Genomic DNA, 17622 nt, shown 5'->3' with positions numbered 1-17622 from the left:
CACACTGCCGGGAACGAGGGAGACGGTGGTGTTACTTGGCGTACTTGCGGAATTCGGGCTTGCGCTTTTCCTTCAGCGCATTCACGCCCTCGCGCGACTCGTCGGTGTCGTAGTACAGCTTGAGCGCGTACATGCCCATGCCGGCAATGCCGCTCTGGTGCGCCGTGTCCATGTTGAAGCTGCGCTTGGCAATGGCGATGGCGGTGGGGCTGCGCTCACAGATGGTCTCGGCCCATTCCTGCACGGTTTCGTCCAGCTTCTCGGGCGGCACGCAGATGTTGGCCAGGCCCATGTCCACGGCTTCGTGGCCGCTGTAGCGCTTGTTCAGGTACCAGATTTCGCGTGCCTTCTTCTCGCCCACCACGCGGGCCAGGAAGGCGGTGCCGTAGCCCGGGTCGACCGACCCCATCTTGGGACCGACCTGGCCGAAGATGGCCTTCTCGGAGCAGATGGTCAGGTCGCAGATGGTGCACAGCACATTGCCGCCGCCGATGGCGTAGCCCTGCACGCGGGCGATCACCGGCTTGGGCACATCGCGGATGGCCGTGTGCAGTTCCTCCATCGGCAGGCCGATGGTGCCGCGACCGTCGTAGTTGCCATCGTGGGCCGACTGGTCGCCGCCGGTGCAGAAGGCCTTCTCGCCGGCGCCAGCCAGCACGATGCAGCCCACGTCGCGGTCATAGCCGGCCTTGTTCAGGGCCTTGATGATCTCGTCGCAGGTGGTGCCGCGGAAGGCGTTCATCTTGTCGGGGCGGTTGATGGTGATCCATGCCACGCCATTGCGCACTTCGTACAGGATGTCTTCGAACTGGATGTCTTTGCTCATGGGAATCTCTCGTCGGTGTGGAATCGGGTGGAAACGGAATCAGCCGTTCATGGTCAGGCCGCCGGACACGGACAGCACCTGGCCAGTGATGAAGGAGGCGTCGGTGCTGCCGAAGAAGGCGATGGCGGAAGCGAGATCGTCGCCCTGGCCCAGGCGGCCGAGCGGAATGGCCTTGGTGAAGGCCTCGATCAGCTTTTCGGGGTTGGCAGCGCCTTCGGCCACGCCCGCCAGCAGGGCGGTATCGGTCGGGCCGGGACACACCACGTTCAGGGTGATGTTGTGGCGGGAATGCTCTCGCGCCAGCGTCTTGGTGAAGGCCACCAGTCCGCCCTTGCACGCGGCATACACGGCCTCGCCGGAGGAACCCACGCGGGCCGCGTCGGAGGCCACGTTGACGATGCGGCCGCTCTTGCGCTCGACCATGCCGGGCAACACGGCGTGGTGCATGTTCAGGGCGCCCACCAGGTTGATGGCAATCAGCTTGTCCCACTCGCCGGATTCGGTCTTCAGGAAGGGCTTGAACACGTCCCAGCCGGCGTTGTTGACCAGCGTGTCGATCGGGCCCAGCTGGGCGATGGTGTCGGCCACGGCTGCATCCACGCTGGCGCGGTCGGTGATGTCGCAGCGGAAGGCCTGTGCACGGCCGCCGGCATCGCGAATGCCCTGGGCCACTTTTTCGGCAGCCTCCAGGTTCATGTCGAAGACGGCAACCTTGGCACCTTCTGCCGCCAGACGCCGGCACGTGGCACCGCCGATGCCGCCGCCGCCGCCGGTCACGATGGCTGTCTGGTTTTCATAACGTTTCATGGAAGGTCTCCTTGGGGCTAACATGGATGGAACATCTTTGCATTGTTGTTTGCTTTTATGCAAACATGTTGTCATAATAAGCATCAAACACAACATTGACAAGCACGATGTTTTTAAATTTTTTCATGGTTTACCCTTATGAAAACAGAAGAAACACGCTTTGATCTTGCAAACCGGATATTCTTTCGCTTGTACCAATGTGCAAACATGTTGCATAAAACCGGAAGCAGAGCACTGGAACAGGAAGGTCTCAGCACACAGCAATGGGCGGTGCTGGGAGCGCTTTCGCGGCCAAGCGTGCAAGGGGGCATGAGCCTGGGCGACCTGGCGCGCTACCTGATGGTCAGCCGGCAGAACCTGTCGGGCCTGATCAGCCGCATGGAGCGCGACGGCCACCTGGCCGTGATGCCCGACGACCGCGACCGCCGCTCGCGCCTGGTCACCATCAGCGCGTCCGGCCGCCAGGTCTGGGAGCACCATGCCCAGCCCAAGATCCGGGCCTACTACGAATCGCTGCTGGGCGAGTTTTCGGTCAGCGACATGACGCACACCCTGCATTACTTGCTGAAGATGCTGGACGGGATGGAACGCACCGATGCTGCACAGCTCGGCAATGGTGCCCCTGCCGACGGCGAAGCACCTTGATCTGAAAGAACCCCGATGGAATTCGTGAAGCTCGACCACCCTGCCGCCGGCGTCGCACGCCTTGCCATACACCGCCCCGAGGTGCGCAATGCCCTGAACCAGGCCGTGCGCGAACAACTGGCCGAACAGTTCAGCACCCTCGGGAAGTCTTCCGAAGTGCGCGCCATCATCCTCACCGGCGGCGACAAGGTGTTTGCCGCCGGCGCCGACCTGACCGAGTTCGCCCACAAGAACGCGGTGCAGATGCAGCAGCGCACCGTGCATCTGCTGTGGCAGTCGATTGCCGAATGCCCCAAGCCGGTGATTGCCGCCGTCAACGGCTACGCGCTGGGCGGTGGCTGCGAGCTGGCCATGCATGCCGACATCATCGTGGCCGGGCGCAATGCCACCTTCGGCCAGCCCGAGATCCGCGTGGGCGTGATGCCCGGTGCCGGCGGCACGCAGCGCCTCACGCGCGCCATCGGCAAATTCCAGGCCATGAAATACCTGCTGACCGGCCTGCCGTTCAAGGGCGAGGAAGCCTTCGCCATGGGCCTGGCCAGCGAGGTGGTGGACGACGAACAGGTGCAGGCCCGCGCGCTTGAACTGGCGCAGCTGATCGCCGGCATGCCGCCGCTGGCCGCCACGCAAATCAAGGAAGTGGTGCTGGCCGGGCAGGACATCGCGCTTGACGCCGCCCTGCTGCTGGAGCGCAAGGCATTCAACCTGCTGTTTGCCAGCCAGGACCAGAAGGAAGGCGCGCGCGCCTTCCTCGAAAAACGCCCGCCGAACTACACCGGCAACTGATCCATTCCGCCCCGTCGCATACGGTCCGCACCGGCTTGCCATGCAGCCGGGTGTGCCTCGCCTCGCTCATCACGCTTGCCAAACACAGGAAACACCATGCACACTGCAACTTCCCGCCCCGCCCTGCTGGGCATCGTCGGCGCCGGCCTGATGGGCCGCGGCATTGCCCAGATCGCCGCGCAAGGCGGTATCCCCGTGGTGATGCACGATGCCCGCCCCGGCGGTGCGCGCGAGGCCTGCCAGGCGATTGCCGACACCCTCGGCACGCTGGCAGGCAAGGGCAAGATCCCCCAGGATGCCTGCCATGCTGCCGTGGCACGCCTGCACGCCGCCTCCAGCCTGGCCGACCTGTCCAGCTGCACGGTGGTGGTCGAGGCCATCGTCGAGAACCTGCAAGCCAAGCGCGCCCTGCTGACCGAACTGGAAGCCTGTGTCTCCCCCGGCTGCATTCTGGCCAGCAACACGTCCTCCCTGTACGTCACCGCGCTCGCGGCCGGATTGCAGCATCCGGAGCGCGTGGCGGGCTTCCACTTCTTCAGCCCGGTGCCCCTGATGAAAGTGGTCGAGGTGATTGCCGGGCCGCTCACCCGGCCCGAGGTGGCCGATACGCTAGTGGCGCTGGGCCAGCAGATGGGGCACACCGCGGTGCGTGCCAGCGACACGCCCGGCTTCATCGTCAACCATGCCGGGCGCGGCTACCTGACCGAAGCCCTGCGTCTGCTCGGCGAAAGCGTGGCCGAACCGGCCGTGCTCGACCGCATCCTGCGCGACGCCGCCGGCTTCCGCATGGGGCCGTTCGAACTGCTGGACCTGACCGGACTGGATGTGTCGCAGCCGGTGATGGAATCGATTTACCAGCAGTACTACCAGGAACCACGCTATCGGCCCTCGGTGATCGGACGCCAGCGCCAGCAAGCGGGGCTGCTGGGACGCAAGACGCAGCGCGGTTTCTATTTCTATGATGGCGGAAAAAAACTGGAAATCCCCGAAGAGGATCTTCCTTCATTAAAAAGCCTTCCTCCAGTATGGATCCATGCGGACGACCTGAAGGCATTTCCCCCGGTGGCCACCCTGCTCCAGACGCTCGGCATCACGCCGGAAGCCAGATCCACCCCGTCGCCGCAGGCGCTGTGCGTGGTGCTGCCCCTGGGCCACGACGCCAGCACGCTGTGCGCCGAGGCCGGCCTCGACCCCACCCGCACCGTGGCGCTCGATCCGCTGTTCCTCACCGGCCGCCGCACGATCATGGCCACCCCCGTCACCAGCCAGGCCCTACGCGATGCCGCACGTGTACTGTTCAGCGCCGATGGCATCCCGGCCTCCGTGGTGCGCGACAGCACCGGCTGCGTCGTGCAGCGGGTGCTGGCCAGCATCGTCAACATCGGCTGCGACATGGCGCAGCAAGGCATTGCCACCCCCGCCGACATCGACAAGGCGGTGACGCTGGGCCTGGGCTATCCGCACGGCCCGCTGGCCTGGGGCGACGCCCTGGGCGCTCCAACCGTGCTGCGCATCCTGCACCGCCTGTTCGCCCTGACGGAAGACCCGCGCTATCGCCCCAGTCCCTGGCTGCGCCGCCGTGCCCAGCTCGGCCTGTCGCTGCTCACCCCCGACCACTGATCCCCACCCTCGAAAAACAGGAGACACCCACCATGCTCGATGCCTATCTCTATGCCGGCCTGCGCTCCCCTTTTGGCCGCCAGGGCGGCAGCCTCGCCCCGGTGCGCCCGGATGACCTGGCCGCCGCCGTCATCCGCCAGCTGGTAGCCGACAGTCCGTTCCAGCCGGAACAGGTGGAAGACGTGCTGCTCGGCTGCGCCAGCCAGGCCGGTGAAGACAGCCGCAACGTAGCCCGCCATGCCGCGCTGCTTGCCGGACTGCCGGTCAGCGTCCCCGGCCAGACCGTCAATCGGCTGTGCGGCAGCGGACTGGCTGCCGTGCTGGACGCCTCCCGCGCCATCACCGTTGGCGAAGGTGCCCTCTACATCGCCGGTGGTGTCGAGAGCATGACCCGCGCTCCCTTTGTCGTGGGCAAGAGCGAAACCGCCTATGGACGCGAGTTCAGGGTGTTCGACAGTTCCATCGGCGCCCGCTTTCCCAACCCGCGCCTGAGCCAGGCCCACGGCGATGACACCATGCCGCAAACCGCCGACAACGTGGCCGCACAGCTGGGGCTGAGCCGCGCCGACAGCGACCGCTTCGCTGCCGCCTCGCAGTCCCGTTACGCCCGGGCCCTGGCCGACGGCTTCTTTAACGGAGAGATCACACCCATCGAAGTGCCGACCGGTCGCAAGACTCCGCCGCGCATCGTGAGCGACGACGAGCATCCCCGCCCGCAATCCGGCTTCGACGTGCTGCAGGGCCTGACGCCGCTACAGGAAGGCGGCGTGGTCACCGCAGGCAACGCCTCCGGCATCAACGATGGCGCTGCCGCCCTGTTCATCGGCAACCGCACCGTGGGCGAACAGGCGGGCACTGCCCCGATGGCCCGCATCCTGTCCGGTGCGGTCGCCGGCGTGGAGCCTCGCGTGATGGGCCTGGGCCCGGCCTACGCCATTCCGAAAGCGCTGGAACGCGCCGGCCTGACCCTGGCCGACATGGATGTCATCGAAATCAACGAAGCCTTTGCGCCCCAGGTCCTCGGCTGCCTGCAGCTGCTGGGCCTGGCGTTTGACGATGCACGCGTCAACCCCAACGGCGGCGCCATTGCCATCGGCCATCCGCTCGGCGCCTCAGGCGCGCGCATTGCCCTGACTGCCGCCCGCGAACTGCAGCGCCGCAACGGACGCTACGCTGTGGTCAGCCTGTGCATCGGCGTCGGCCAGGGCATTGCCCTTGTGATCGAACGTGTGTGAGCGAAGGGCAGATAATGGGAGCCTGCCCATCCGGAACTCCCATGTCTGCCGCTTCTGATTCCAACGCCCCTTTCGCAACTCCCTCGCTCCCGCACGCCGGCTTGCTGGAAACGCACCACGCCCTGCGTACCATGCTGGAGCGCCTCAACCAGTTGGCCGCCGACATTGCAGATACGGGGCTCACGCCGCAAGTGCGCAAGGAGGCCGGCGCACTGCACGCCTGGTTCGCCCAAGCGCCGGCGCAGCACCATGCAGACGAGGAAGCGCACGTGTTTTCCCGCCTGCTGGCTTGCGGCGATGCGGAACAGATTCATCTGGCCAAACGCCTGACCGCCGACCACGGCTGGCTGGACGTGAACTGGAAGCAGATCGCTCCCTCGCTGCTGGCGGCCAGGGACAATTACCAGTGGTTCCAGCCGGCCGAACTGATTGCCGCCGTGCGCCTGTTCACCCGCATGCACGAGGAGCACATGGAGCTGGAGGAAACACAGGCTTTTCCTGCCGCCTTCGCGCCGCCGACAGCCCCGGAGCAGTAAGCAGCCCGCCCCGCGAGCCAACCCACCGGCCCGGGGCACGTCACCCCCCGCGACCCAAAGCCCCGCCCTTCCCGCCATGCTCTCCCGCCGCCACCTCACCCGCCTGCGCCAGATGTACCGCTCGGCCGGCTGGCCCTGCCAGGACCAGCTGGAAATCGACCTGCTGGCCGCCGGCCTGCTGCAGCAGCAGACGGACCCTCAGGGCCGCGACACGCTGCGCCTGACGCCGGAAGGCATCGCCACGCTGGCGCAATATGGCGAAAGCAACCGCCAGCTGCGCACTCCGCACGAGGCCCTGGTGGAACAGGTTGCCCTGCACATGCAGCGCCAGGGCCGCATCGTCTGGCGCGGGCTGGCCCTGCGCGCCTCCATCAACCAGGGCACCGAGGAGGAGCCGCAACCCGCCTGGGTCATGGCCATGCCCGATGTTTTCAGCGTGCGCAACACCACGGTGGAGGGCTATCTGGAACCGGTGGTGCACGAGATCAAGGTCAGCCGCGCCGACCTGCTGGGCGACGTGCGCAATCCGGCCAAACGCGCCGCCTATCTGGCCATGGCGCCGCAGGTGTATTACGTGCTGGGCTGCAACGCCAAAGGAGCGCCCATTGGCGGCGTGGACGACATTCCCCTGGAATGCGGAGTGATGATTGCCTCTGCATCCGGCCTGGACGTGTTGCGCCCGGCGCCGCAGCGCCCATTCGAGAAGATGCGCTTTGACGTGTGGATGGCGCTCGCCAAAGCCAGCCCTCTAGCGCGGCCGGATGACGGGGACGAGCAACTGGCATTCTGAGATTGCGGACACGGCCGCTGCGTCAGCCATCTCTCCCCACCACCGCAAACAGACAAACCCCTATTGCGCACACGCTACCCCCTGCGCCACCAGCGCGGCAGCAAGCCCCGCTGGAACAGGCGTTCAAACCGGTCATCGATCAGATACACCACGCCCCGGTCGCTCTCCGTGCGCACCACCCGGCCCGCCGCCTGCACCACCTTCCGCAGACCGGGAAACAGGTACACATAATCAAACCCCTGCCCCATCAACGCCTCGATGCGTTTGCGCATGGCCTCGTGCACCGGATCGACAGGCGGCAACCCGAGCGTGGCAACAAACGCGCCGATCAGCCGGCTGCCGGGCAAATCCACCCCTTCGCCAAACGCACCGCCCTGCACGGCAAAGCCGATTCCACTCCCTCCCTCCTGGAAACCGGCAAGAAATTTCGATCTTTCATCTTCTCTCATTGATCTGGTTTGTTCCCATAGGGGAATTTCACTATCCATAGCCTTGACTCTGTCAATCACCTTCTCCAGATAGGCAAAGCTGCTGAAGAAGGCCAGATAGTTGCCAGGATGGGCCCGGTACTGGCGCACAATCAGTTCGGCAATCGGTTCGACAGAACGCTCCCGGTCGTTCCATCGGGTCGAAATCGGCACAACGTGCACCTGCAGTTGCCCGGCGCTGAACGGCGCCAGCACATCCAGCCAGGCATGGTCCTCCGGCAGGCCCAGCATGTCGGCATAGAAGCGCGGCGGCTGCAGCGTGGCCGAGAACAGCACCGCACTCGCTGCCGCCTGCAGCCGTGGCCGCAAAAAGGGTGCAGGCACCACATTGCGCAAGGTCAGCACGCCATCGTGCAGCCGGCCGCGCGGCAGTACGTCGGGCAGTTGGGTGGGGCGCAGCACATCGCACAAGGAATGGTCGCCAAACTCCTCCGCCAGCCGCGTGAACTGGATCGCATCGAAATAGAACCGCTGCAGCTCGGCCGGCAACTCTGCAGGATGCTCGGCCAGGAAGTCGCTGGTGCGGCCGATGAACTCCTGCAGCACGGCCAGCCATTCTTCGTCCAGCTCCACGTCCTGATAGCCCGGCTGCAGCTGCTCCATCATGCGGTTCCACTGCGCGCGCAGGCGCGTCAGCGGGCGCTTGAGCGGCCTGGGGGCGATCCGCGAGAGGCCCTGCAAGGCGAATCCGTTGAGGGATGCGCTGTACATGCCCCGGCCGCGCTCCACCAGATTGTGCGCCTCGTCCACCAGCAGGCCTGCGCGCCAGCCCTCCGCCACCGCCATGGCGTAGACAAAGGCGCTGGTGTCGAACCAGTAGTTGTAGTCGCCCACCACCACATCAGCCCAGCGCACCAGCTCCTGGCTCAGGTAATAGGGGCAGATCGTGTGCTCGGCGGCGACGGCGGCGATCTGCGCCTGATCCAGCAGTTGCGTCTCCGCGAGACGCATGGCATCCAGCCGCGCCTGCGGCAGCCTGTCATAGAAGCCCCTGGCCAAGGGGCAGGACTCGCCATGGCAGGCGGCGCCGGGGTGCACGCACACCTTGTCGCGGGCGGTGATTTCGACCACGCGCAAAGGCGGCCGGGCGTTGCCCTGGCGCAAGCGCTGCAGCGCCTCCAGCGCGGCGGCTCTGCCGGTGGTCTTGGCGCTCAGGAACAGCAACTTGTCGATCCGGTCTTCGCCCATCGCCTTCAGCATGGGAAACAGCGTGCCCAGGGACTTGCCAATGCCGGTTGGCGCCTGCGCCAGCAAGACCCTGCCGCGGCGCGCGCCGATGAACACCTGTTGAGCCAGCAGCCTCTGTCCCGGTCGCATCTTCCCTAACGGGAACTCCAGTTGCTGCAGAGCATCCAGCAAAGTTTTCCGGTGCACCTGCTCCTGCTCGCCCCATTGCCGAAAACGCGCGCACAGGCCATCAAAGAACTGTTCGAGCTCCGCGGCCTGCAGCCGGCGCGTATCGGCATGCTCCTTGTGCCCGAGCAGATCGTAGTACAGCAGCCGAACGTCCATGTGCGCCAGCCCGTGCTCCCGGCACAGCAGATGCCCGTACACCATGGCCTGCGCCCAGTGCAGCGCTTGCTGGTTGAGCGGAATGCGGTCGACCGGGCCCTTGTGCGTCTTGACCTCCTCCACCAGCTGCAAGGCCAGCGAAAAACCATCGGCGCGACCACGCACGTTGAGCGAACCGGCTTCGCCCTGCACAGCCACCTCGCTGGCAAAACCCGGTGCGCGCCGGGCTGCAATAATGCGATGGCCTTCCATGCCCTCCACGGCGGACGGGCCGGGGGTGAAGCGCAGGTCCAGATCGCCGGAGCGCGCGGCGAAATCGCACAGCGCAGTCACAGACACCTGCATCTGTTCGACGGAGTGGGTTGGATACAACATTACTGGCAGTTTGCCAGAGTTGGGCAACCAACAAAAAAGCGCCGGGAATCTGCATTCCTGGCGCCTTGGATGGTGGTAGGTCGTACAAGATTCGAACTTGTGACCAACGGATTAAAAGTCCGCTGCTCTACCAACTGAGCTAACGACCCACACTCCCGAACGCGGCAAATGCCGCATCCGGAAAGAAAAAACCACAAGGCTTGTGCACCTGGTGGCTGATATGAGTGGTAGGTCGTACAAGATTCGAACTTGTGACCAACGGATTAAAAGTCCGCTGCTCTACCAACTGAGCTAACGACCCACTCCTGCTTCATCAAGCATCTCTGCCCAACGAAGACTTGAATTCTAGCACCCTTATCGCGGCTTCGGCAAGGCTTCGGCAATTTTTTTCAGAATCCAGCCGGCTGCGCACATGCCGAATGTGGCGGTGACCGCAACAGCCGAGCCATAGCCGGCGCAATTCAGGCTGCCATCGACCATGCCATCCACCTCGCAGCTGTCGCTCACGGGCAGCTGCACCGCCTCGCGGCTAAACACGCACTGCACACCGATGCTCTTGCCGTCGCGCGGTGCACCGTGCTGCTTGCGCAGGCGGTAGCGCAACTGCGCCAGCAGCGGATCGTGCGTGGCCCGGCTCAGGTCATCCAGCTCCACCAGATGCGCCTGTTGCTTGCCGCCCGCCGCACCCACGCTCACAAACAGTGCCTTGTTGCGCCGGGCCCAGGCCGCCATCGCCGTCTTGGCGCCCATCTGGTCACAGGCGTCGATCACGGCCGTGGCATCGGCGGGCACCAGCTGCTCCCAGTTGTCCGCCGTCACAAAGTCATCAACCAGATCCACCCGGCAGTCGGGATGGTAGCCCGCAATGCGCTGCTGCATGGCCACGATCTTGGCCTGTCCCAGAGTGGCATCCCCCGCATGAATCTGGCGGTTGATGTTGGATTCGGCCACATGGTCCATGTCGATCAGCGTCAGGCGGCCGATGCCGGTGCGTGCCAGCGTCTCCACCGCCCAGGAACCGACGCCGCCAATGCCGACCACCACCACATGCGCCTGCGCAATGCGCTCTGCTCCGGCCTTGCCATAGAGCCGCCCCACCCCGCCGAAGCGGCGCGCGCGGTCGACGATGACAGGCAAGGGAGAAGAGGAAACCGGGGGCACAAACATCTCGGACATGGGTGAAGAATACCAAAATGCCCGCACAGGGCGGGCATCAGACAATCGCTACAGTAGCGATTGTTTCAGCGGTGCCTGCCCTGCGTGCGCCGTCATCACAAGCGGCCGTACGCGAGCCGCGACAACAGCGATCACTTCAGCCGCGCCAGCCGGTCCCGCGCAGCCTGCGCCGCCTCGGTTCGCGGATATTTGGCCACCAGCTGCTCCAGCGTCGCGCGTGCCGCCGCCGTTTCCTTCAGCTCGGTCTGGCAATTGGCGATCGACAGCAGCGCTTCCGGTGCGCGCTCATGATCCGGCGCCTGCGCCACCACGGCACGGAAGTTGGCCATGGCACTGCGGTAGTTGCGCTGGGCGTAATCCGAGTTGCCCAGCCAGAACAGGGCCGAGGTCTTCATGCTGCTTTGCGGACGGTTGCGCACAAAGGCGCGGAAGGCCGTTTGCGCCCTGGCATAGTCGCCCTTGCGGAAGTGGTTCAGGGCGGCATCGAATTCGGCCTTCTCCTTGCCACCGGCCGCCGCTTCGGCCTCTTCGCCATTGGCGGCAGACGAGGACGGACGCGCCGCGGAAGAGCCGCGCTCCTCCACCGCACGCGCCAGATCCTTCTGGCGCTGCTGCATCTCGGCCATGTCGCGCGAGAGCTGTTCCTCGCGCCCGCGCGACTTGGCCAGTTCGCTGCGCAGGGAATCGATCTGGTTCTGCAGTTCGAGCATGCTGCTGCGCGTGCGCGCCTGCTCCTCCGTCAGCGTCTGGTAACGCTGGCGCAAGTCCAGGATCGCACGGCGCGCCTCGTTGTCACCGAACAGCTGGGCCTGCGCCGGCAGCGGTGTCAGCACCGCAGCCGCCAGCGCCAGCAGCACCGCGCCCATGGGCGCGCCGCCGCGTTTCACATCCAGCCCCACTCCAGCATCCGATTTCATGGTCATCCCTGTCTGCCTGCAAAGCCGCCCATCAGCGGTACTTGAATTCCACGCGGCGGTTACGCTCGTTCTCGCCGCCTCCGCTCACTGCCGGGCGCTCCTCGCCAAAGCTCACCGCTTCCATCTGGGAATCGGCAACGCCCAGCACGGACAGCGAACGGCGCACGGCTTCGGCACGCTTCTGGCCCAGTGCCAGATTGTATTCACGGCCACCCACTTCGTCGGTATGGCCTTCCAGCATCACTTTGGCGTTCTTGTTGGCGTTCAGCCAGCGGGCATTGCCCTCGACGGTGGGACGGGCATCGGCGCGCACCGTGTACTGGTCGAAGTCGAAGTAGACCACCTTGGCCGCATCCTGCGGGCCGCCGCTGCCAGCCAGGCCGGATTCGGTGCCCACCGGGGCAACGGTGGATTGCGCATCGGTGCCGGAGCCGGCATTGGCCGATTCATCCACCTTCACGGCAGAGGAACAGGCGGCCAGGGAAGCGGCAATGGCGAGGGTCAGAAGGGTACGCTGCATGTCGATGACTCCTTTTGTGCGTGGTTAACGTAAAAAGCGGTCCGCGTCAGCGGCCCATGGGTGCCCAGGCCGGCTCGCGGATGTCTCCGCTGCGGCCGGCCAGGCGGGTCTTGATCTTGCCGTCGATGCTGGTGGTCATCAGTGCCTCACCACCTGCGGTGCGCGTGGCATAGACGATCATCTTGCTGTTCGGGGCAAAGCTGGGCTTCTCGTCGTGTGCGGTATCGGTCACCAGATTGACAGTGCCGCTTTGCAGATCCATGACAGCCACCTTGTAGCCGCCGCTGCGCGTGATGTAGGCCATGCTGCGGCCATCGGCGCTGATGCTGGGGGAGATGTTGTAGCCGCCCTGGAAGGTGATGCGCCTGGCCTCGCCGCCGCTGGTGGCAATGCGGTAGATCTGCGGCGAACCGCCACGGTCGCTCACGAAATAGACGCTGCCGCCATCCGGGCTGAAGGTGGCTTCGGTATCGATGCCCACGCTGCGCGACAGCAGGCGCGGCTCGCCGCCGGCGGCGGGAATCAGGTAGAGCTGAGAGCCGCCATCCTTGGTCAGCGTCACGGCCAGTGTGCGGCCATCCGGCGACCAGGCCGGCGCGCTGTTGGAGCCGCGGAAGTTGGCCACGGCGCGGCGCTGGCCGCTGCGCACGTCATGCACGTACACCACCGGCTTGCCGCTCTCGAACGACACATAGGCCAGCTTGCTGCCGTCCGGCGACCAGGACGGAGAGATGATGGACTGGCGGCTGCTCAGCGCGGCCTGCGCATTCTCGCCATCGGCATCGGCCACCCACAGCGTGTAGCGGCCACCGGCCTTGGTCACGTAGGACACGCGGCTTGAGAACACGCCCTTCTCGCCCGTGATGCGCTCGTAGATCCAGTCGGCAGCGCGGTGCGAGGCCAGGCGAAGATCGGCCTGCGGCACCGTGTAGCTCTGGCCGCCCATGTCGCTGTTCTTCACCACATCCCACAGGCGGAAGCGCACCGCATAGCGGCCATCACCCTGGCGCTGCACGCTGCCAGCCACCACATAGTCGGAGCCGGCGGCGCGGAAGGTCGTCACCACCGGCTTGCTGCTTTCGTCGAGCTGCCCGGCCTCGACCGGCACGGCACGGAACAGGCCGGTACGCACCAGGTCGGCCTGGATGATGGAAGCCGGCTTCTGCGGCGCCTCCGCTTCGCCACGAAATGGCGATGAGGTGATCGGATACTGGGTCACCCCGGCCCCCGTGATCTCGACGCGGAACTCGGCCCAGGCCGGTGCGCTGGCAAGACCTGCCAGCAGGACACCTGTCAGCGCGACGCTTCGCGCTTTCGGGCTGGTGCCAGCCCGGCCGGCGTGCCGCACAAACAAGGGAGAAAGGGATTGGCGTATCAGGTCAATCAGCATGGAAACGAATCGTGGGAAGAAGCGCCATGCGGGCGCCACCAGTGCCACCCTGCGTCGGGCAAGCAGCGTATTCAGGTGCGGGATCCACCGTGTGCACGGCATCCAAAAACCGGCGCCGTATTGGCACTCAGGGGGCCCCTGCACATCCCGGACATCGCCGGGCACAGGACATGCTACACAGGGAACGCGGGAGAGCACCACCCCGCGCCGTTACAAACCGTAAGAAAAAGTGGTGATATTTTTCTCATGGAGCGCCAGTCACGACCGTTTCGGACTTTCTCGATCCCGGCTGCCCCGCTCCTTGCTGCCGCAGCACCTGCTGCGGGTCCCGGCTTTTTCGTCGCACCGCTTCCTGTGCCAAACCACGGTACCCCGGAGGTACTCCCCCGTCTACAATGCTTACAGACTTTGAAGAGCCGTGTTCCATGAATCGTTCCCCCGCCGGCCCTGCCGCCGACGCGCAGCCTTCTGATGCTGCACCTCCTCCCGCAACGGCCGACGTGCCCAGCCAGTCCCTGGCCGCACGCCTGCGCCGGATTGCCGGCTATTTCGGCACCGACCGCAAATGGTGGGTATTTGCCGTCCTCGCCACGTTGACCGGCTCGCTGACCGAAGCGGGTATTCCTGCCCTGCTCAAGCCGCTGCTGGATCGCGGTTTCACGCAAGGTTCGCTGCAGCTGTGGGCCGTTCCCGCCGCCGTGCTGACGCTGTTCGTGGTGCGCGGCGTGGCGGGTTTTGCGGCCCAGTACGCCCTCTCGCGCATCGCCAACGACGGCATGGTCAAGCTGCGCCAGGACATGTTTGCCCGCCTGCTCAATGCCGAGCTCGGGCTGTTCTCGCGCCAATCGGCCAGCAGCCTGTCCAACACCGTGGTGTTCGAAGTGCAGAGCGGAGCCACCATGCTGGTGCAGGCCCTGCTAGGCCTCTCGCGCGACACCTTCACGCTGATCGCGCTTGTCGGCTACCTGCTCTATCTGAACTGGCAGCTGACCATGGTGATCGTGGTGCTGGTGCCGGGCATGTCCTGGGTCATGCGCAAGCTCTCGCGCCGGCTCTACGGTCTGACCAAGCAAGGCCAGCAGGCCACTGATGAACTGGCCTATGTGGTCGAGGAAAACGTGCTGGCGCATCGCATGGTGCGCCTGCATGGCGCGCAGGAGCAGCAGAACGAGCGCTTCGGCTTCCTGAGCCGCCGCCTGCGCCAGCTGGCGCTCAAATCCACCGTGGCCGCTTCTGCCATGACGCCGCTGACGCAATCGGTCGCCGCCGTGGCGCTCTCCGCCGTGCTCACAATTGCACTCTGGCAGGCCCAGGCCGCCAGCGATGCCGAGCGCGCCGTCACCGTGGGCGGTTTCGTCGCCTTTGTGGCCGCCATGATGATGCTGGTGGCCCCGATCCGACGCCTGGCCGACGTCGCCAACCCGATCACGCGCGGCGTGGCGGCACTGGAGCGCGGCCTGGCCATGGTCGAGACGGTGCCGCCCGAACCGCAGGGACAAACCAGCACCGCCGTACCGGCGCAGGCGCGTGGCGAGATTCGCTTTGACGCGGTGCAGGTGCGTTATGTGCCACAGGCGTCGGCGCGGCCGGGCGAAAGTCCAGTTGCAAACGGTGCAGCCTCGGCAGATGCCGGGGAAAGCACCGCCAAACCCACACAAGGCGACCCTGAACCTGGCGTTTCTGCCCCTTCCGGCCCAGATGAGGCTGGCAGCGAAACGCCTCTGCAAGACACCAGTACCAGCCCCGAAGCCGGTACCCTACCCCATGAAGAAGACACCCCGGCCCTGCAAGGCGTGAGCCTTTCCATCGCCCCCGGCGAAGTCGTCGCCTTCGTCGGCCCATCCGGCTCGGGCAAGACCACGCTGGTCAACCTTCTGCCGCGCTTCGTGCTGCCCACCAGCGGCAGCGTGCTGCTGGACGGCATCCCGCTGGACCAGTGGCCGCTGATGGCGCTGCGCTCGCAAATCGCCATGGTGACGCAGGACGTGGTGATGCTGAACCAGAGCGTTGCCGCCAACGTGGCGCTGGGCCAGGACATCGACCGCGACCGTGTGCAATCCGCGCTGGAAGCCGCCAATCTGGCCGCCCACATCGCGCGCCTGCCGCAAGGCATGGATACCGTCGTCGGCCACAACGCCACGCAGTTGTCCGGCGGGCAGCGCCAGCGTCTGGCCATTGCGCGCGCCATCTACAAGGACGCGCCCATCCTGATCCTGGACGAAGCCACGTCAGCGCTCGACAACGAATCCGAACGCCTGGTGCAGGAAGCCCTGCAGACCCTGATGCAGGGTCGCACCACCCTGATCGTGGCGCACCGCCTGAGCACCATCGAACACGCCGACCGCGTGGTGGTGATGGAAGCCGGCCGCATCGTGGAACAAGGCAGCCACGTCGAACTGCTGCAGAGCGGCGGCGTCTATGCGCGGCTGCAGCACCGCGGCGCGCTGGCCGATCGCTGACGCCTTACATCAGCACGATGTCGTACTGATCCTGCGCCAGCCCCGCCTCGGCCTGCAGCGAAATCGGCTTGCCGATGAACTCGCTCAAGCCGGCCAGATGCTGGCTTTCCTCGTCCAGAAACAACTCGATCACCTGCGGTGACGCAATCACGCGGAACTCCTGCGGATGGAACTGGCGTGCCTCGCGCAGTACCTCGCGCAGGATGTCGTAGGCCACACTTCGCGGCGTCTTCACCATGCCCGTGCCCTTGCACGTGGGGCAGGGTTCGCTCAGCATGCGCGCCAGTGATTCGCGCGTGCGCTTGCGCGTCAGCTCCACCAGGCCCAGCTGCGAAAAGTCGCCCACCATGGTCTTGATGCGGTCGCGCTGCAGTTGGCGGCGCAGCTCGGCCAGCACACCCTGCTGGTGCTCCGGCCGCACCATGTCGATGAAGTCCACGATGATGATGCCGCCCAGATTGCGCAGGCGCGCCTGCCGCGCAATGGCCTGCGCCGCCTCGAGATTCGTCTTGAAGATGGTCTCGTCGAAATTGCGCGCCCCGACAAAACCGCCGGTGTTCACGTCGATGGTAGTCAGCGCCTCGGTCTGGTCGATCACGACATAGCCACCGGACTTCAGATCCACGCGCCGTCCGAGCGCACGCACGATTTCCTCATCGATGGAGAACAGGTCGAAAATCGGCCGCTCGCCCTTGTAATGCTGCAGCTTCTCGGCCGCTGCGGGCATGAACTCTTCGCCGAAGTCGCGCAGCAGCTGGTACTGCTCCTGCGAATCGATGCGGATGCTCTGCGTGGTTTCGTCCACCATGTCGCGCAGCACGCGCTGCAGCAGACTCAGATCCTGATGCAGCAGCGACGGCGCCGGCTGGCGCAGCGACAGTTCGCGGATGCGCGCACAGGCCTTGCGCAGATAGCGCATGTCCTGCTCCAGCTCGGCATCGCTGGCATCCTCGGCGTTGGTGCGCACGATGTAGCCGCCCGGCCGGTTCAGCCCCGGCTCCGGCGGCAGCTGTGCCTGCAGCTGCTGCACGCGCTCGCGCAGCACATCGCGCTGCGGCAGCGGAATCTTCTGCGACACGCCAATGCTGTCATCCTGCGGCAGGTACACCATCATGCGACCGGCAATGCTGATCTGGGTGGACAGGCGCGCACCCTTGCTGCCCAACGGATCCTTGATCACCTGCACCATCAGGGTCTGGCCTTCAAACACCAGCTTTTCGATCGGCTTGGGGCCGGTCGCTGCCAGGCTGGCTGTGGCGCGCACGCCCTCCACGCCGTCGGGCTCGCCCCCCCGCTGCCACACGTCGGCCACATGCAGAAAGGCGGCGCGCTCCAGGCCGATATCGACAAAGGCAGACTGCATGCCCGGCAGCACGCGCACCACCTTGCCCAGATAGATGTTACCCACGCGCCCGCGCTGCAGCGTGCGTTCGATATGCAGTTCCTGCACCACGCCGTGCTCAACCACGGCGGCGCGCGTCTCCTGCGGAGACCAGTTGATCAGAATGTCTTGTTGCATGAAAGCGTCCATCAGGCCTGC

At 65.7% G+C, this 17622-nt stretch carries 15 protein-coding genes and 2 tRNA genes; 7 read left to right on the top strand and 10 right to left on the bottom strand.

Translation table 11 applies throughout. The annotated features are described in order from the left end of the window. Nucleotides 1-31: 31 nt before the first annotated feature. The gene (badI, locus tag BMW28_RS02705) at nt 32-814 is read right to left on the bottom strand and encodes a 2-ketocyclohexanecarboxyl-CoA hydrolase (protein WP_091815401.1); all 783 of its coding nucleotides are present in this window, start codon (nt 812-814) and stop codon (nt 32-34) included. 51 nt (nt 815-865) lie between these two features. Beyond that, nucleotides 866-1633 carry a 2-hydroxycyclohexanecarboxyl-CoA dehydrogenase gene (gene badH, locus BMW28_RS02700; RefSeq protein WP_091813500.1) on the bottom strand — a complete coding sequence of 256 codons (768 nt, stop codon included), beginning with the start codon at nt 1631-1633 and terminating at the stop codon, nt 866-868. A gap of 138 nt (nt 1634-1771) precedes the next feature. On the opposite strand from badH, the gene BMW28_RS02695 reads away from it, so the two are divergent. The 6 genes from BMW28_RS02695 (at nt 1772) to BMW28_RS02670 (ending at nt 7245) form a co-directional block, all read left to right on the top strand. Next, on the top strand, nt 1772-2278 hold the full coding sequence (locus BMW28_RS02695; RefSeq protein ID WP_091813497.1) for a MarR family winged helix-turn-helix transcriptional regulator: 507 nt from the start codon (nt 1772-1774) through the stop codon (nt 2276-2278). A gap of 15 nt (nt 2279-2293) precedes the next feature. Next, nucleotides 2294-3064 carry an enoyl-CoA hydratase gene (locus BMW28_RS02690; RefSeq protein ID WP_091813494.1) on the top strand — a complete coding sequence of 257 codons (771 nt, stop codon included), beginning with the start codon at nt 2294-2296 and terminating at the stop codon, nt 3062-3064. 96 nt (nt 3065-3160) lie between these two features. Continuing rightward, complete coding sequence (locus tag BMW28_RS02685) at nt 3161-4684, top strand: 3-hydroxyacyl-CoA dehydrogenase (RefSeq protein ID WP_091813492.1); 1524 nt, start codon at nt 3161-3163, stop codon at nt 4682-4684. Between the two features lie 32 nt (nt 4685-4716). Further along, entirely contained in the window at nt 4717-5919 is a 1203-nt protein-coding gene (locus tag BMW28_RS02680) for a 3-oxoadipyl-CoA thiolase (RefSeq protein ID WP_091813489.1), read from the top strand. A gap of 41 nt (nt 5920-5960) precedes the next feature. Then, nucleotides 5961-6455, top strand: a complete 495-nt coding sequence (locus BMW28_RS02675; protein ID WP_159430688.1) for a hemerythrin domain-containing protein — start codon at nt 5961-5963, stop codon at nt 6453-6455. 76 nt (nt 6456-6531) lie between these two features. Further along, complete coding sequence (locus tag BMW28_RS02670) at nt 6532-7245, top strand: hypothetical protein (RefSeq protein ID WP_091813483.1); 714 nt, start codon at nt 6532-6534, stop codon at nt 7243-7245. Nucleotides 7246-7319: 74 nt separating this feature from the next. Here BMW28_RS02670 and BMW28_RS02665 read toward each other — a convergent pair whose 3' ends face one another. The 7 genes from BMW28_RS02665 to tolB form a co-directional block, all read right to left on the bottom strand. Beyond that, nucleotides 7320-9620: an ATP-dependent DNA helicase gene (locus tag BMW28_RS02665; protein ID WP_234969948.1), complete on the bottom strand. Its 2301-nt coding sequence runs from the start codon at nt 9618-9620 to the stop codon at nt 7320-7322. Nucleotides 9621-9693: 73 nt separating this feature from the next. After that, a tRNA-Lys gene (locus BMW28_RS02660) sits at nt 9694-9769 on the bottom strand. A gap of 76 nt (nt 9770-9845) precedes the next feature. Next, nucleotides 9846-9921: transfer RNA gene (locus tag BMW28_RS02655), tRNA-Lys, on the bottom strand. A gap of 53 nt (nt 9922-9974) precedes the next feature. After that, the gene (locus BMW28_RS02650; protein ID WP_091813481.1) at nt 9975-10796 is read right to left on the bottom strand and encodes a tRNA threonylcarbamoyladenosine dehydratase; all 822 of its coding nucleotides are present in this window, start codon (nt 10794-10796) and stop codon (nt 9975-9977) included. A gap of 131 nt (nt 10797-10927) precedes the next feature. Further along, nucleotides 10928-11713 carry a tol-pal system protein YbgF gene (ybgF, locus tag BMW28_RS02645; RefSeq protein WP_327020809.1) on the bottom strand — a complete coding sequence of 262 codons (786 nt, stop codon included), beginning with the start codon at nt 11711-11713 and terminating at the stop codon, nt 10928-10930. A 31-nt stretch (nt 11714-11744) separates the two neighbouring features. Beyond that, complete coding sequence (locus BMW28_RS02640; RefSeq protein ID WP_091813478.1) at nt 11745-12233, bottom strand: OmpA family protein; 489 nt, start codon at nt 12231-12233, stop codon at nt 11745-11747. A gap of 46 nt (nt 12234-12279) precedes the next feature. Continuing rightward, the gene (tolB, locus tag BMW28_RS02635; protein WP_091813475.1) at nt 12280-13623 is read right to left on the bottom strand and encodes a Tol-Pal system beta propeller repeat protein TolB; all 1344 of its coding nucleotides are present in this window, start codon (nt 13621-13623) and stop codon (nt 12280-12282) included. 425 nt (nt 13624-14048) lie between these two features. Between tolB and BMW28_RS02630 the strand changes: the two genes are divergently transcribed. Continuing rightward, nucleotides 14049-16082, top strand: a complete 2034-nt coding sequence (locus BMW28_RS02630; protein WP_091813473.1) for an ATP-binding cassette domain-containing protein — start codon at nt 14049-14051, stop codon at nt 16080-16082. A 4-nt stretch (nt 16083-16086) separates the two neighbouring features. Here BMW28_RS02630 and rng read toward each other — a convergent pair whose 3' ends face one another. Next, nucleotides 16087-17601 (bottom strand): ribonuclease G, encoded by a 1515-nt coding sequence (gene rng / locus BMW28_RS02625; RefSeq protein WP_091815392.1) that lies wholly within the window; start codon nt 17599-17601, stop codon nt 16087-16089. Nucleotides 17602-17622 lie beyond the last annotated feature (21 nt).

It is taken from the genome of Allobrachymonas denitrificans DSM 15123, from assembly GCF_900110225.1.
Lineage (GTDB): Bacteria > Pseudomonadota > Gammaproteobacteria > Burkholderiales > Burkholderiaceae_C > Brachymonas > Brachymonas denitrificans.
The sequence above is the reverse complement of the archived record's forward strand: the minus strand, read 5'-3'. Positions and strand labels throughout refer to the sequence as shown.